Origin of the sequence: Chromobacterium vaccinii (assembly GCF_000971335.1) — a bacterium.
Lineage (GTDB): Bacteria > Pseudomonadota > Gammaproteobacteria > Burkholderiales > Chromobacteriaceae > Chromobacterium > Chromobacterium vaccinii.
This window is the reverse complement of sequence record NZ_JZJL01000004.1, coordinates 58,751-74,086: the sequence shown is the minus strand read 5'-3', so window position 1 is coordinate 74,086 and position 15,336 is coordinate 58,751. Positions and strand designations below refer to the sequence as shown.

At 65.3% G+C, this 15,336-nt stretch carries 16 protein-coding genes; 7 read left to right on the top strand and 9 right to left on the bottom strand.

Features of this window, described 5'->3' with window-relative positions; all coding sequences use genetic code 11:
* The first annotated feature begins 19 nt into the window (after positions 1-19).
* The 5 genes from VL52_RS03120 to VL52_RS03100 all read left to right on the top strand — a co-directional run bounded on the left by VL52_RS03120 (position 20) and on the right by VL52_RS03100 (position 6,015).
* The gene (locus VL52_RS03120; RefSeq protein ID WP_046155667.1) at positions 20-385 is read left to right on the top strand and encodes a VOC family protein; all 366 of its coding nucleotides are present in this window, start codon (positions 20-22) and stop codon (positions 383-385) included.
* Positions 386-471: 86 nt separating this feature from the next.
* Positions 472-2,496 (top strand): M3 family metallopeptidase, encoded by a 2,025-nt coding sequence (locus tag VL52_RS03115; protein WP_046155666.1) that lies wholly within the window; start codon positions 472-474, stop codon positions 2,494-2,496.
* Positions 2,497-2,630: 134 nt separating this feature from the next.
* The gene (locus VL52_RS03110; protein WP_046155665.1) at positions 2,631-4,646 is read left to right on the top strand and encodes a M3 family metallopeptidase; all 2,016 of its coding nucleotides are present in this window, start codon (positions 2,631-2,633) and stop codon (positions 4,644-4,646) included.
* 221 nt (positions 4,647-4,867) lie between these two features.
* Positions 4,868-5,500: a hypothetical protein gene (locus VL52_RS03105; RefSeq protein ID WP_046155664.1), complete on the top strand. Its 633-nt coding sequence runs from the start codon at positions 4,868-4,870 to the stop codon at positions 5,498-5,500.
* Positions 5,501-5,556: 56 nt separating this feature from the next.
* Positions 5,557-6,015 (top strand): MarR family winged helix-turn-helix transcriptional regulator, encoded by a 459-nt coding sequence (locus tag VL52_RS03100; protein WP_021478625.1) that lies wholly within the window; start codon positions 5,557-5,559, stop codon positions 6,013-6,015.
* Between the two features lie 70 nt (positions 6,016-6,085).
* Here VL52_RS03100 and greB read toward each other — a convergent pair whose 3' ends face one another.
* The 5 genes from greB to VL52_RS03075 form a co-directional block, all read right to left on the bottom strand.
* Positions 6,086-6,640, bottom strand: coding sequence for a transcription elongation factor GreB (gene greB, locus VL52_RS03095; protein ID WP_021478624.1), 555 nt, complete (start codon positions 6,638-6,640; stop codon positions 6,086-6,088).
* Positions 6,641-6,668: 28 nt separating this feature from the next.
* Entirely contained in the window at positions 6,669-7,136 is a 468-nt protein-coding gene (locus VL52_RS03090; RefSeq protein ID WP_052717262.1) for an NUDIX domain-containing protein, read from the bottom strand.
* 87 nt (positions 7,137-7,223) lie between these two features.
* Complete coding sequence (locus VL52_RS03085) at positions 7,224-8,312, bottom strand: pseudouridine synthase (protein WP_438939061.1); 1,089 nt, start codon at positions 8,310-8,312, stop codon at positions 7,224-7,226.
* 403 nt (positions 8,313-8,715) lie between these two features.
* Entirely contained in the window at positions 8,716-9,348 is a 633-nt protein-coding gene (gene scpB, locus VL52_RS03080) for an SMC-Scp complex subunit ScpB (RefSeq protein ID WP_021478621.1), read from the bottom strand.
* 78 nt (positions 9,349-9,426) lie between these two features.
* Positions 9,427-9,942 carry a GNAT family N-acetyltransferase gene (locus VL52_RS03075; RefSeq protein ID WP_021478620.1) on the bottom strand — a complete coding sequence of 172 codons (516 nt, stop codon included), beginning with the start codon at positions 9,940-9,942 and terminating at the stop codon, positions 9,427-9,429.
* A gap of 117 nt (positions 9,943-10,059) precedes the next feature.
* Between VL52_RS03075 and miaA the strand changes: the two genes are divergently transcribed.
* Complete coding sequence (gene miaA, locus VL52_RS03070) at positions 10,060-11,037, top strand: tRNA (adenosine(37)-N6)-dimethylallyltransferase MiaA (protein WP_046155662.1); 978 nt, start codon at positions 10,060-10,062, stop codon at positions 11,035-11,037.
* A 48-nt stretch (positions 11,038-11,085) separates the two neighbouring features.
* On the opposite strand, the gene VL52_RS03065 is transcribed toward miaA, so the two are convergent.
* Complete coding sequence (locus VL52_RS03065; protein ID WP_046155661.1) at positions 11,086-11,670, bottom strand: C39 family peptidase; 585 nt, start codon at positions 11,668-11,670, stop codon at positions 11,086-11,088.
* Positions 11,671-11,683: 13 nt separating this feature from the next.
* The gene (locus VL52_RS03060) at positions 11,684-12,358 is read right to left on the bottom strand and encodes a hypothetical protein (RefSeq protein ID WP_046155660.1); all 675 of its coding nucleotides are present in this window, start codon (positions 12,356-12,358) and stop codon (positions 11,684-11,686) included.
* A 358-nt stretch (positions 12,359-12,716) separates the two neighbouring features.
* Here VL52_RS03060 and VL52_RS03055 point away from each other — a divergent pair, with 358 nt between their 5' ends.
* Positions 12,717-12,902 (top strand): hypothetical protein, encoded by a 186-nt coding sequence (locus tag VL52_RS03055; RefSeq protein ID WP_052729078.1) that lies wholly within the window; start codon positions 12,717-12,719, stop codon positions 12,900-12,902.
* A 76-nt stretch (positions 12,903-12,978) separates the two neighbouring features.
* Here VL52_RS03055 and VL52_RS03050 read toward each other — a convergent pair whose 3' ends face one another.
* Together VL52_RS03050 and VL52_RS03045 are read right to left on the bottom strand one after the other, a co-directional pair.
* Positions 12,979-14,574: a hypothetical protein gene (locus VL52_RS03050; RefSeq protein ID WP_046155659.1), complete on the bottom strand. Its 1,596-nt coding sequence runs from the start codon at positions 14,572-14,574 to the stop codon at positions 12,979-12,981.
* 365 nt (positions 14,575-14,939) lie between these two features.
* A complete protein-coding gene (locus tag VL52_RS03045; RefSeq protein WP_021478614.1) occupies positions 14,940-15,287 on the bottom strand; it encodes a RidA family protein in 348 nt (115 codons plus the stop codon).
* Between the last annotated feature and the right edge of the window lie 49 nt (positions 15,288-15,336).

The following is a 15,336-nucleotide window of genomic DNA, read 5'->3' as shown; positions in this document are numbered from 1 at the left end:
ATCCTGGAGGAGAGTCGTCGTGCCGAATCTGAATAGCGTCGAACTGAAAACCTTCATCCCCAGCCGCGATTTCGCTCTGTCCCAGGCCTTCTACCAGGACATCGGCTTCGAGAGGAAATTCGTCGGCGACGGCATCGCCTACTTCGCCCACGGCGATTGCAGCTTCCTGCTGCAGGACTACTACCATCCGGAATTCGCCGCCAATTGCATGATGCATCTGCTGGTCGAAGACGCCGCAGCCTGGCATGCGGAATTGAAGCGCCGAGGCGTCGCCGAGAAATACCGGATCGCAATGGGAGACCTGAAGCAGCAGCCGTGGCGCATGCTGGACTTCACGCTGACCGATCCATCCGGCGTGTTGTGGCGGATCGCGCAGAACCTGTGACATCCCGCCGGCATGGACTGGTTTGTTCCGACCAGAAACAATGCTAAAGTCATGAGCTCAACGCCAACCCAAACGAGAAGAGCGCCATGAACGCCAATCCCCTGCTGCAAGACTGGACCACCCCTCACCAGTTGCCCCCGTTCGAGCAAATTCGTCCCGAGCACTTCGAACCGGCCTTCGAGGCGCTGTTCGCCGAGCACCTGTCCCAGATCGACGCGCTGGCCGCGCTGACGGCGCCGGCCAGTTTCGACAACACCGCCGCAGCCTTCGACCGCAGCGGCCATAAGCTGGAACGCGCCCAGCTGCTGCTGGACAACCAGACTTCGTCGGAAACCTCGCCTGAGCTGCAGGAAGTGGAGCGCCGCATGGCGCCGAAGCTGGCCGACCACCGCAGCCGCATCTACATGCATGAGGGCTTCTTCGCCCGGCTGGACCAGGTCCACGCTCAGCGCGACAGCCTGGGCCTCAGCGAGGAGCAAGGCCGCCTGCTGGACCTGATCCACCGCGACTTCGTCCGCGCCGGCGCCAAACTGCAGGGCGATGACCGCGGCCGTTACGCTGAAATCGTGTCCTGCCTGGCCGAGCTGACCACCGCCTTCAGCCAGAACGTGCTGGCCGACGAAAGCGAGTACGCGCTGCAATTGGGCGAGGCTGACCTCGCCGGCCTGCCGCCCTTCCTGTTGGACGCCGCCCGCGCCGCGGCCGAGGCCCGCGGCTTGCCGGGCTGGGCGATCACGCTGTCGCGCTCGTCCATCGTCCCCTTCCTCACCTTCTCCGCCCGCCGCGACCTGCGCGAAGCCGCCTGGCGCGCCTGGACCGGCCGCGGCGAGCACCCGGAGCGCGACAACCGCCCGCTGGCCAAGCAGATCCTGGCGCTGCGCGTCGAGCAGGCCAAGCTGCTGGGCTACCCCAGCTTCGCCGACTACGCGATCGCCAACCGCATGGCCGGAACGCCGGCCGCGGTCCACGCACTGATGAACCAGGTATGGGAGCCGGCCAAGGCCCGCTTCGAAGCGGAAAAGACGATGCTGCGCGAAGAGGCCGCCAAGCTTGGCGAACCGGCCGACATCCAGCCCTGGGACTGGTTCCACCTGGCGGAGAAGGTGCGCATCGCCCGCTACGCGCTGGACGACGCCGAGATCAAACCCTACTTCGGCCTGGACAATATGATCGCCGCGATGTTCGACGTCGCCGGCCGCCTGTTCGGCCTGGGTTTCAGCGAACGCCATGACCTCAAGCTCTACCACCCGGACGTGCGCGCCTGGGACGTCAGCCGCGGCGGCAAGGTGATCGGCCTGTTCCTCGGCGACAACTACGCGCGCCAGAGCAAGCGCGGCGGCGCCTGGATGCATGTCTACCGCTATCAGGCCCGCAACGGCGGCGAGGCGCTGCCCATCGTCGTCAACAACAACAACTTCGCCAAGGCCGGCCACGGCCAGACCCTGCTGAGCTTCGACGACGTGCGCACGCTGTTCCACGAGTTCGGCCACGGCTTGCACGGCCTGCTGTCCAATGTGGAATACCGGTTGCTGGCCAGCCCCAACTGCCCATGGGACTACGTCGAGCTGCCGTCGCAATTGATGGAGAACTGGGCGCTGGTGCCGGAAGTGCTGGAAAAGCACGCCCGCCACGCTGAAACCGGCGCGGCCATCCCGGCCGAACTGGTCGCCAAGATCAAGGCGGCACGCCACTTCAACCAGGGCTTCGAGACGGTGCGCTACGCGGCGTCGACGCTGATCGACCTGGCGCTGCATGAGCGGGACGACGCCGAGGGCATCGACATCGCCGCCTTCGAAACCGCCGAGCGCGAGCGCCTCGGCATCTCTCCGGCGGCCGGCATGAACCACCGCCCGCCGCACTTCGGCCACATCTTCTCCGACGACGCCTACGCCGCCGGCTACTACGTCTACATGTGGGCGGAAGTGCTGGAAGCCGAAGCCTTCGCCGCGTTCGAGGAAGCCGGCGATCCGTTCAACCCGGAACTGGCGGACAAGCTGTACCGCCATATCTACAGCGCCGGCGACGCCCGCGAGCAACGCGCGGCCTTCCGCGCCTTCCGCGGCCGCGATCCGCAAGCGGAAGCGATGCTGAAAAACCGCGGCCTACTGTAAGCCCCAGGCCGACAGGATCGCCCGGCGGCCTCAACCGAACCTCCCCGCCGCGCCGACTGCAAACCGGCATCTGAACCCAAAACCTCCCAGGGACCGTGAGCCCGCCCGCCGACAAAAACAATAGAGGAACCATCATGAACAACCCGCTGCTGCAGGACTGGCTCACCCCGCACCAACTGCCGCCGTTCGATCTGATCCGCGCCGAGCATTTCGCGCCGGCATTGGAGCAATTGATGGCGGAACACCGGCAGGCCATCGCCGCCATCGCCGCGCAGACCGGCCCCGTCAGCTTCGCCAACACCGCGGAGGCACTCGACGCCGCGGCGCTGCCGCTGAAACGCGTGACGCTGGCGCTGCACAATCTGTGCAACTCCCACACCACGCCGGCATTGCGCGCCGCAGAACGCGAATTGATGCCCAGGCTGGCCGCCCACTACAGCGCCGTTTTTCTCGACGACCGCCTGTTCGCCAGGCTGGACGAAGCGATGCGCGCGGCTCCAGGCTGGGAGTTGAGCGAGGAACAGCGCCGCCTGCTGCAGCGCTGGCATCTGGACTTCACGCTGGCCGGTGCCCGGCTGCAAGGCGAAGCGCGGCGCGAATTCGCCGATTGCGTCGCCGAGCTGGCGTCGCTGTCCACCGCCTTCGGCCAGAACGTGCTGGCCGACGAAACGGAATACGCGCTCCAGTTGCAAAACGAGGCCGATCTCGCCGGCCTGCCCGGCTGGCTGCGCGACGCATCGGCCCTCGCCGCGCGCGAGCGCGGCCTGGACGGCCATGCGATCACGCTGGCGCGCTCCAGCGCCGTCGCCTTCCTCACCCACTCCAGCCGCGCCGACCTGCGCGAGACGCTGTGGCGCGCCTGGACTTCGCGCGGCGCGACACCCGCGCGGGACAACCGTCCGCTGATCAGCGGCATCTTGCAGTTGCGCCAGCGGCAGGCCCGCCTGCTCGGCTACGCCAACTATGCCGATTACGCGCTGAGCGACCGCATGGCCGGCACGCCCCAGGCTGTGTACCGCCTGCTGGAACCGACCTGGGAAGCCGCGCTCGGCCAGTTCGCGCGGGAAAAGGCGCTGTTGCAGGAAACAGCCAGGCGCGAAGGTCTGCCCGAAGACATCGCGCCCTGGGACTGGCGCTATCTGGCGGAGAAAGTCCGGCTGGAGCGCTACGCGCTGGACGACGCCGAAATCAAACCCTACTTCAGCCTGGAGAACATGATCGCCGCGATGTTCGACGCCGCCGGCCGCCTGTTCGGCCTGAGCTTCGCCGAACGCGGCGATCTGCCGCGCTACCACCCGGACGTGCGCGGCTGGGAAGTGCTTCGCGATGGCTCGCTGATCGGCGTGTTCCTCAGCGACAACTTCGCCCGCCCCGGCAAGAAGGGCGGCGCCTGGATGAGCGTCTACCGCGCACAGGGCCGCCACGGCGGCATCTCGCTGCCCATCGTGGTCAACAACACCAATTTTTCCAGGGGCGAGCCGACGCTGCTGAGCCTCGACGACGTGCGCACGCTGTTCCACGAATTCGGCCACGCGCTGCACGGCCTGCTGTCGGACGTCGACTACCAGCGCCTGTCCGGCACCCAGGTGCTGCGCGACTTCGTCGAGCTGCCGTCGCAGCTGATGGAAAACTGGGCGTTGGCGCCGGATATCCTGGACAAGCACGCGCACCACGCCGAAACCGGCCAGCCGATGCCGCCGGAACTGCGCGCCCGCATCCTCGCCGCGCAAAACTTCCAGCAGGGCTACGCCACCGTTCGCTACACGATATCGGCCCTGCTGGACCTGGCGTTGCATCAGGAAGCCGACGGCGTCGACGACCCGGCCGCCTTCGAAACCGAGCTATGCCAGCATTACGGCCTGCCGGCAGAAGCCGGGCTCGCCCATTCGCTGCCCCACTTCAATCACCTGTTCAACGGCGGCTACGCCGCCGGCTACTACGTCTACCTGTGGGCGGAAGTGCTGGAAGCCGAAGCCTTCGCCCGCTTCGAGGAAAGCGGCGACCTGTTCGACGCCGGGCTAGCCGACGCGCTGCGCCGCCACATCTACAGCGCCGGCAACGCCCGCGACTCGCGGCAGGCCTTCCAGGCTTTCTGCGGACGCGAACCATCGGCGCAGGCCATGCTGAAAAAAAGAGGGCTGGCAAGCTAGCGGACTGGCGCCTGGGACGTCGCGCCAGTCCAGCATCCCGCATTGAATCAGCCTCGCCGGAGGGCGCGACGCCAGGATTAGCGCTAACAAGCCCAGTCCCGCAGCCGCGCCGCAACACTCATCCCCCTCCTTACGGCGTGGAAATGAAAATGTCATTGATCTATTCAGTCGCTGCCGGGATACTGACGCATCCGTGACCAACCTATCCGATGGAGACGCGCATGCGCCGCTTCGCCGCAGCCTGCCTCGCCTTTTCCGCATTGTCCTGCAGCCAGGCCCAGGCCTTCGATCTGGGCTCGGTGCTCAATTCGGTCAACCAGGCCGTCGACACGGTCAAAAGCGTCGGCGGCGCCATCGGCTCCAACCAGACCGGCGACCAATCCACCACGCCCAGGCTGCGGCTGAGCCAGCCGTCGCCGGTCGCCTCGCCGCTGCCCGCCAAGCTGGATGAATACCGCCACAGCTACAAGGAGCTGGACGAGCAAACCGTATTCCTGAGCCGCCCCAACCTGAACAACGACGGCTCGATCCGCGTCGTCAAGTCGGAGCTGCTGCGCGGCCAGGTCTACAAGGATCTGTACGAACACCCGGACACCCAGAGCACGATGCAGGTGTGGGCCGCCTACCAGAGCCAACTGCGCCAGAACGGCTACGCCTTGGATTTCGTCTGCGACAAGCCCTGCTCCAACGACCCCAGCCTCTGGCAGACCGCCCAGAATTCGTCCTTCATCGTCTACCACAAGACCGACCGCTACCTGGTCGCGCACAAGGACGACACCTGGGTATCCGTCGCGGTAGGCGAAATCAGCTCCCACCCGCTTTCGAGCGTCAACGTGGTGATTCGCCAGCGCTGAAGCCATTCATCCATGCCGGCAGCCGCCGGCGCCCATCAACCTGAACAGGACACGACATGAGCCAGTCTGTTGCAAACAAGGAGGCGGAAACCGGTCTGGACACCCGGGCAGCGATCGAGATTTTCTACTACGCGTACAAGGCGTTGACCGCCAAACCGGACGAAATGCTGGCGCGGCGCGGCCTGGCCCGCGTCCACCACCGCATCCTGTTCTTCGTGGCGCGCTATCCCAAGCTGTCGGTCAAGGATCTGCTGTCCTTCCTCGGCGTCACCAAGCAGGCGATCAACATCCCGCTGCGCCAACTGATGGAAATGGAGCTGGTTCTCAGCCAGCCGGCTCCGCACGACAAGCGCGTCAAACAGCTGACGCTGAGCGAGGAAGGCCTCAGGCTGGAGGAAGCCCTCCACCGCGAGCAGCAGCGGGTGCTGCAGAACGCCTTCGACGATTGCGGCGACAAGGCCACCCGCGACTGGTTCATGATCAACGGCAAGCTGTCCGAGCACATGCAGCCCTGATCCCGCCCGCCGCCCAAACAGAAACGGCCCGGAATATTCCGGGCCGCTGTTTTTCCATCCGCGTTCCGCCTCAGTCCAGGCGGACGTAGCAGACCTCCAGCACTTCGATATCCTCGTCGCCGTCCGGACCGCGGAACAGCACGCTGTCGCCCTCGCGCGACTTCAGCAGCGCCCGCGCGATCGGCGAGATCCAGCTGATGCGGCCGCGCGCCAGGTCGATCTCATCGACCCCGACGATGGACAGGCGCTGCTCGTTGCCGTCGCCGCGCTGGATCAGCACGGTGGCGGAGAAGAACACCTGATCGGTGGCTTCGCGCGCTTCCGGGTCCACCACCTCGGCGATCTCCAGCCGCTTGGTCAGGAAGCGGATGCGGCGGTCTATCTCGCGCAGACGGCGCTTGCCGTACAAGTAATCGCCGTTTTCCGAGCGGTCGCCGTTGCTGGCCGCCCAGTTCACCACCTGCACCATCTCCGGACGCTCGCGGTTCACCAGGTGGTACAGCTCGTCCTTCAGCCGCTGCCAGCCGGCCGGGGTGATGTAGTTCTTGGTCGAGGCCGGCAGGCGGCGCTCGGCTGGCAGGTCGTCGTCCTGCTGCTCGTCTTCTTTGGTAAACGCCTTGCTCATGTCGTTCATCCTGATGCGGGTTGCGCCATTATGCCCCAGCCTGTCCCGCCGCCTCCAGCAGGGCCAGGCAATGCGGACGCAGCGACTTGGGCCGCAGCTTGATCCGCCCCAAGGCCTCGGCGTCCAGCCAGACCAGTTCGTAGAGATTGTCCGGCGACAGCTTGGCCAGCTCCGGGCCGCCCAGCCTCAGCATGCCGCGATGCTCGCGGGCGACGAACACGTGCTCGGTCCGGCTCTCGCTCTCCAGCACGCACAGCGGGCCGGGCACCAGCCAGACGTTCAAGCCGGTTTCCTCGCGCGTCTCGCGCACGCAAGCGATCGCCGCCGTCTCGCTTCGCTTGATATTGCCGCCGGGCAGCGAGTAATAGTCCTTGCCCGGCTTGACCCTGTGCATCAACAGCAGCCTGCCATCCTCGATGATGACGATGGACGCGCGCTGTTTTCGCTCCGGCGCCGGCAAGGGCAGGCCGGCTTGGCATTGACCGAATTCTTCCAACAGACCTCCCGAAAAACAAAACGGGCAACCGCCTCTCGGCGGTCGCCCATATCTTCGACGCGGATTCCGCTCTCGCGGAAACCCGGCTTACTCGCTGCGCGCGGCCTTGGGCTTGCGAGGCGAACCGCGGCGCTGGCCGCCGGTCTTCTTGCCGCCGGTGACAGTCAGGTTGGACCATTTCATCACCGCGGCGACCTCGGCGGCGTTCAGCTCATAGAACTGGCCGCGCTTCAGGCGGGGAGGCAAACCGATATTGCCGAAACGCACGCGCATCAGGCGGCTGACGGTCAGGCCGAAATGCTCGAACATGCGGCGCACTTCGCGGTTGCGGCCTTCCTTGATCACCACGTTGAACCACTGGTTGGCGGACTCTTCCTGGCCGCCGGTCTGGAAGATGCGGTCGAAACGGGCTTCGCCGTCTTCCAGCTCCACGCCCTTGGTCATTTCCTTCATGATTTCCGGCGTCAGGTCGCCCAGCACGCGCACCGAGTACTCGCGCTCCACTTCGAAGCTGGGGTGCATCATGCGGTTGGCCAGCTCGCCGCTGGTGGTGATCAGCAGCAGGCCGGCGGTGTTGACGTCCAGGCGGCCGATGGCCACCCAGCGGCTGGACTTGGCTTGCGGCAGGCGGTCGAATACGGTGACGCGGCCTTCCGGATCGTCGCGGGTGACGATCTCGCCCTCTTCCTTGTGGTACATGATCACGCGCGGCAGGCGGTCCGGCCACTTCAGCTTGATCTGGTCGCCCTTGACCAGCACCTTGTCCTGCGGACCCACCTTGTCGCCCAGACTGGCCTTCTTGCCGTTTACGGTGACCAGGCCGGCCTCGATCCACTCTTCCATCTCGCGGCGGGAGCCGACGCCGGACGAGGACAGGGCCTTCTGCAAGCGCACCGGCTCGATCTCGTTCAGATCGACGCGCACTTCCTTCAGCTTCTGCGCCTTGTTCTTGATGTCCTGGCTGGGGCTGCGCAGACGCAGCTTCTTGGCCTTCTGCACTTGCAGCTTGGGCTTGGCGTCCCCGCGCGGCTTGGCTTCCGCCGCCGGAGCCTGGCCGGCCTGGGCCTGGGCCTGGGCCTGGGCGGCCGCGGGCTTGCGGCCCCTGGCGGCATTGCCGTTGCCGGCCGGGCGCGCGGCGTTCTTGTTGCCGAAACGCTGCTCGTGGTCCAGCGCCACATTGCCGTTGACGTCGCCATTGCTGTCGCGTTGATACTGCGGCTTGCGGTTGGCCGCAGCCAGCGCCTGCTGCTCCTGCTCGCGGCGGCTCAGCTTGAACAGCGGAGCGCCGTTCTGCGTCGGCGCGATGGGGTTGCCGTAAGCGTCGCGCGCCTGGCGCGGTTGGCCGCCGCGGCGGCCCTGCTGGCCTTGTTGCGCTTGCTGCTGCGGGAAGCGCGGCTGGGCGCCGGCGGCGGTGTTCTTGCCCTGGCCTTGGCGCGACTGGCTCTGGCTGCGGCCGGCATTCTGGCGCGGCTGCGAGGTTTCATGACCTTTGGCACGCGCGACCGGTTGGCGCGCGTGGTTACGTTGTCCTTTTGTAGACATGTGCTTGCTCTTTCCATGCGAGCAACTGGCGGAAGCGTTATTCCGCGACTGGCTCTAAATTGTCCGCCTCATCGTCGAGGGGGAGATCGTCTGCGCCCGCGTCGGGGCCGTCGTCCTGCGTTTGGCTGTCCGGCACCACCAAGCTGCCCAACTCCGCCAGCGGCGGCAGGTCGTTCAGCGAGACGAAGCTCAGATCATCCAGAAATTTGCGTGTGGTGGCGTACAGGCCGGGGCGGCCCGGTACGTCCTTATGGCCGATGACTTCGATCCAGCCCCGCTCCAGCAGGGTCTGCATCACATTGGTGGACACCGATACTCCACGTATCGCTTCGATGTCGCCGCGGGTCACAGGTTGTTTGTAGGCGATGATCGCCAGGGTTTCCATCACCGCCCGCGAGTAGCGCGGCGGCTTTTCCGGGTTGAGCCGGTTCAAATACGGCGTGAATTCGGCCCGGGCGCGGAAGCGCCAGCCGGAAGCCAGCTTGACCAGCTCTATGCCCCTGCCGCGCCAGTCGCCCTGGATATCTTCCAGGATGTCGTTGATCAACGCGGCCTTGACGTCCTCGGTGAACAGCCGTTTCAACTGGGAAACCGACAAGGGTTCCTGCGCTGTCAGCAAAGCCGTCTCCAGCACAATCTTCAAATACTTTAAATCGGTAATGGTGGACATTAAACCGGGGTGCCGGGGAGTTCTGGGGTTTAAGCGCGGGAAGCCCGGGATTCTACACGACTTCCGCCGCGCGCGAAACTATTGCATCAGTCCCAACGACGCCAAGCTGTAACGCCTCAGCACCCGGCCGTCCGGCTGCGGCATGTCTTCCAGCCGCTGGCCGCCGCAGGCCTCTATCGTGCGCACCGACGCCTGATTGTCGGCGTCGCACACCAGCACCCAGTTGCCGCAGGCCGGCGGCGGCGCCATCGCCTGCACGTACTGCAGCAGCACCCGGCCATAGCCGTTGCCCCGCCACTGCGGCAGGACTTCGAAACCGATGTGGCCGATCACGTCCTGGATCACCGCGGTCTCGCCCTCCCGCAGCCTCGCCGCCCCGGCGATTTCGCCGTCGTCGCTCAGCAGAAACCAGGTCTGGCAAGGCACCCAGCCATCCGGCAGCGCCTCGCCGTCGGCGTGCTGCACCACCTTGTGCAGCCAGCCATCGGCGTCGCAGGGAAGGCCGCGATAGTATTCGAAGTCCTCATCGCGACAAGCCTGAAAATAACGGCGATAGACGGACAGATGCTGCTCGCTGGCTGCTTCGATTTTCATTGACGCCTCCCAGGGTCGATACTCACATCGTAAACAGCTGAGCGGCAAGGTCAAGCCTTTCGCGCATGTCCCCGCCGGCTATGCGACAATCGCCCCCTGACCGCAACGAGCAATACCATGAGCGACACCCCGCAAGCGATACTGCTGATGGGCCCCACCGCCTCCGGCAAGACCGGGCTGGCGCTGGAGCTGGCCTGTCGTTTTCCCGTCGAGATCGTCAGCGTCGATTCGGCGCTGGTCTACCGCGGCATGGACATCGGCACCGCCAAGCCCTCCGCCGCGGAAATGGCCGCCTGTCCCCATCATCTGATAGACATCATCAGCCCGCTGCAAAGCTATTCCGCCGCGCAGTTCCACGCCGACGCCAACCGGCTGATCGCGGAAATTCAGTCCCGCGGCCGGCTGCCGTTGCTGGTGGGCGGCACCATGCTCTATTACAAGGCGCTGCTGGAAGGCCTGTCCGACCTGCCGCAAGCCGACGCCGCGCTGCGCGCCGAACTGGACGCCGACGCCGCGCTGCTGGGCTGGCCGGCGATGCACGCCCGCCTGGCCGAGCTGGACCCGGCCACAGCGGCGCGGCTCAATCCCAACGACTCGCAACGCATCCACCGCGCGCTGGAAGTGTGCCTGCTCAGCGGCAGGCCGATGTCGGAGCTGATCGCCCAGGGCAAGGAAGCCGCCGCCGGCTTCCGCTTTCTGCCGCTGGCGCTGGTGCCGCGCGAGCGCGGCTGGCTGCACGCGCGCGTCGCCGAACGCTTCCGCATCATGCTGGAGCAAGGCTTTCTGGACGAGGTCAGCCGGCTGCGCGCGGAATATCCGGAGCTGACGCTGAATCTGCCCTCGATGCGCTGCGTCGGCTACCGCCAGGCCTGGGAGCATCAGGACGGCCTGTACGGCCTGGACGAATTCGTCGAGCGCGGCGTCGCCGCCACCCGCCAGCTGGCCAAACGCCAACTGACCTGGACCCGCAGCCTGGACGTGATCCCGGTGGACGCGCAGCGGGACGGCCTGGCGGCGCTGCTCGGCGACGCGGTGGACGACTTCCTGGCCGGCCGTCCCCCGGCCGCATCGCTGCGCTACGCCGGCGGCTTCTGAACGGCAAACGGCGGGCTCGGCCCGCCGTTCTCGCATCCGCCCTCCCGCTCAGGGGCTGACGCTCATCCTCAGCGTGTGAGTCCAATCGTGGTCGCTGGCCGACACCACGCTGTTGTACGAGGCGTAGGTCATCCCCTCGCCCGGCCACGGGTTCATCATGTACAGGTAATTGCCGCTGCCGGTCTGATAGCCGCGGCCGACGATGAAGTGGCCGCCGCCATTGGTCCAGCCGTAACGGATCACGAATGGGCGGTTGGCCTGGATGTCCTGCAGCACATGGGTCCATGACAGATAGTCGTAGACGGTAAAGTTGGACACCCCCCAATTGCTCAATATGTCCTGCAGGCTGCCGCCGCCGCCGAACATATTGTTGGGGCTGTTGGCCTGGCTGTTCCAGTTGAAGTTGCTGTTGCCGCAGGCGTAATTGATGCCGAAGGCCCAGTTGACGATCGCGCACTGGCTGGGCGTCTGCTTGTACCACGCCAGCACCGCCTTGCTCGATCCGGCCCAGCACCACTGGCTGTGCTCCTGCACCGTCAGGGGCACGCCCAGCACCTTGCTGTCCGCCTGAGCGGCGGCCGCCGCCGCCAGCAAGACCGCCGCCAGAATCGTCGTGTTCAAGCGCTTGTTCATGTTCACTCTCTCCTCAACGGAAGCTGGCCAGATTGGCGCGCACCGCGGCGCGCAGCGGCTCGATCAGGTCCGCGCCGTCCAGCAGCGCCGGCTGCTTTTCCAGCGACAGCGCCTCTCGGGCGGACATCAGCGCGGCGAAGCGCGGCTTGCCGTCCGCCTGCGCCACTTCCAGAAAATCGGACTGCGCCTGGTAGACCCGCAGAAAGCGGGTCTGGCCGGCATGGCCGGCTTGCGCGGCCTCGACATTTTTGGCCAGCTCGGCGGCGCCGAAGGCAATCGCTTGCCAGCGGCCCTCCAACTTCTCCACGGTAACCAGACCCACCGGCCGCGAACCGGACAGCGCCACGAAGCGCCAGCTGCCGGTGGGCGCCATCAAGCCGCTCAGGTCGGCATCGGCGGCGAGCAGGCGCTGCGGATTCACGCTGTACACCGGGAATCCCCGGCCGAGCCGCAGCGAGGCCAGTTCCCGCCCATCCGCCACCGAAAGCGGAAAGCCGTCCGGCAGGCGGACGCCGTATTCGGCCAGGTTCTGCTTGACGAAGCCGGCCAGGCCCTGGCGGGCGGCGTCGGCGATGCCCTGCTCCTGGACTACGCCTGATGCGGGAAGCGGCTGCGCAAACACGGAGCCGGCGGCGATGGCGGCCAGGCCGAGCGCGGCCGCCAGAATGATTGCGGATTTCGACTGCATGGCTGGACTCTCCTTGCTGGAAATGCGGTTTCGGTTCGCTGCGCCGTCAATACCAAACGCATACCAATAGTCTTAGCGGTCGAAAATCTGCGGTTCAAATTTGCCAACAAGGTCCAATTCATTGAATTTTCAATAAAAAATCAATGAATTACATTTACTTGCATGATGTTTTTAAAGTAAAAAATCAGACAAAAACTGTTCGGAAGATCAGGAGTCGTCTTGTTCTTCATGCAAAAGTCCGCCTATCGTGAAACATCCTCCCGGGAGACGCTCCATGCGCATCGCCATTCCGCCGCTCCTATCGGCCTTGCTGGCCGCGGCATAGATCCAGGCCGCCCCCGCTCAGGACCGCCAGCCCGTGCCGCCCGACGAGGCGTTCCAGGCCTGCAACGGCAAGCAAGCCGGCGACGCCGTATCGTTCACCACGCCCCGCGGCGAGAAAATGACCGGCAAGTGCAAGATGATGCCGGCCCGGATGGCGGCGGTGCCCGACCATCCGCCTCCCCCGCCGCCGAACGGCAAGCCGCCCCCGCCGCCGCAATGAGCCGCGCGGATGGCGTCCTGCCTGAAGCCGGAATAAAAACGGCGCGGCCCGTCCGGACCGCGCCGCGGCTACGCGCTCACTTGGTCAAAGCGCGCTCCCACAGCTGATTCAGCTTGGGATCGGTGAACGGCTTGATGCTCTCATAGATGTGGCTGACGCCCACCGTGGCCTTGACGTTGGTGTTGGTGGCCTTGCCGACGTTGTGGCAGGAAAAGCAGTTGTACAGCTTGTTGCCCAGGGTGACGTAGGTTTCCATCGTCGAATTGGCCAGCGCGTTGCCGCCGACATGATTGGGCTGGTTGTTGCCGCCTACCGGCTGGAAAGGGTTGTACGGATCGTTGCCGCCATTGGTCCAGGTGGCACCGATCAACAAATAGTTGCGCCGGATGTCGCCCTGCTTCAGCAGGCTGCGCACGCTGTTGTTGATCGAAATCACCTCGCTGTTGGCCTGCGCCGCGCTTTGCGCCGGCTGTATCGGCAAGGCCGCGGACACGCCCCAGGGGAAGGTCCGCAGAGTGTCGCTGGGCGAGATGGTTTGTCCGGTGCTGGCCTTGATCGTCAGCGGGCTGGCATCCGGATCGACGTACATGTGCTGGACGTTGAACGGCCCGGTCGCGCCATTGGCCGAAAACAGCATGCCGCGCGGCACTTCCTGCGGCACCGCCACAGTGGCGCCCTTGGCGTTGACATAGGAATAAGCGCCGTTGGGCGAGTTGTTGTCGTGCTCATAGGTGGCCCAGATCATTTCCGGATGCCCGGCCGCGCTGCCGACCACATGCAAGCCCACCAGCGCCAGCAACGCCTGGCGGCTGCCGGTTTGCACCCATTTCTGCGGATCGCTGGTATCGAACACCGGAATCTCGCCCACGGTGGTGATGTAGCGGTTGGTGTCCAGACCGCCGGCGTCCACCCAGGAAGCCTTCAACTCCAGCGCCAGCGCGTCGGCGTCCGGCACCTGATGATGGTGTTGCTTGGCCCAGGCCAGCACCTTGTCGAGCTCGGCCTGGGTGGTGGGAAAACGCAGTCTGGGGTTCTTGGTGCCGCTGGCAGATGCGAAGAAGGCATACACATCGTTGACCAGGATGGTGTAGTAGACCATCTTGCCGCCCTGCGCCATCAAGGCCGCGCCATCCGCCTGCTTCGGTCCGCTGCCGTCGGCCTGGTTGACCGCGCTGTCCTTGTCGACGGTATCGGTCTTGTCGAAGCGCGGCTTGTTCACCCGGATGTTGAACACCGAGGCCGGCTTGCCGCCGCAGGTGTTCACGCCCAGTTCACGATTGACCAGGCAGCGCGCCTTGCCGTCGTCGCTGTCCAGCACGCTGTAGAACGCCACCGAATCCATCACCGTGCCGTTGCCGCCGTACATGCGCATCGGCGAGGACGTCAGCCACAGGAATATCCGCTGCGACCACTGGTAGAAATTGCAATTGATGGTCTTGTTGCTGGCCGGAGGATTGACGGTGTCGTGGTTGAACTTGACGCTGTTGGCCGGCGTGACCGCGCCATTGGGCGTCACCCGGTCGAGCAGGAACCAGCTCTGGAATATGCCCGGGGCCACCGTACAGGTCGGCGCCACATCGACGGGAAGCGCGTTTTGCGCCTGGCTGGTTCCGCTGGCCAGCAACGCGGTAAGCGAAATCGATGCGACGGCAATCGGTTTGAGGATGAACATTGTGCCTATCTCCCTGGAAGCCTTCCCGGCCGGAAAATCAAACAGCCGGATATGAAAAAGGCGCCCATCCCTGCCTGCCGGCTTGAATGAAGCGCCTACATCCGTTCTAGCGAAGACAAAATGACGTTTCAATTGGAAAATAACTAATTGAAATTACTTAGGAATGTTATCCAACCCAACCGAATCCCGGCTGGGCGCGCCGTTGCGGCAAAGAGAAAATGGAAGACGATTGTCATCCGCCCGGGATCAACAGGTGCGCTGACGAAATGAAAAAGCCCGGAACCTGCGATGCAGGCTCCGGGCTTTCGAATCCCGACGGGACCGGCGTCGCCGCCATCAATCCCCCAGCAGTGTTGCACAGTTGATCAGCGCGCGGCCACCAGCTTGATTTCCACTTTCCACGCCGGATTCGCCAGCTTGGCTTCCACCGTGGCGCGGGCGGGCACGTTGCCGGCCGGCACCCAGGCGTCCCAGGCGGCGTTCATCGCGTCGTAGTCGGCCAGGTTCGCCAGGAAAATGGTGACGTCGACGATCTTGCTCTTGTCCGAATCCAGCTCTGCCAGCAGGGCATCGATCTGAGCGAGCACATTCTCGGTCTGGCCGCGCGCGTCGGCGTCGGTGTTTTCCGGCACCTGGCCCGCCAGGAAGATCAGGCCATTGGTGACCACGGCTTCGGCCAGACGGGCGCCCTGCTTGTGACGGTAAATGCTCATATCGTTCTCCTTATTGGATGAGTGGGTGGGCATGACGGCTGATTCTAGC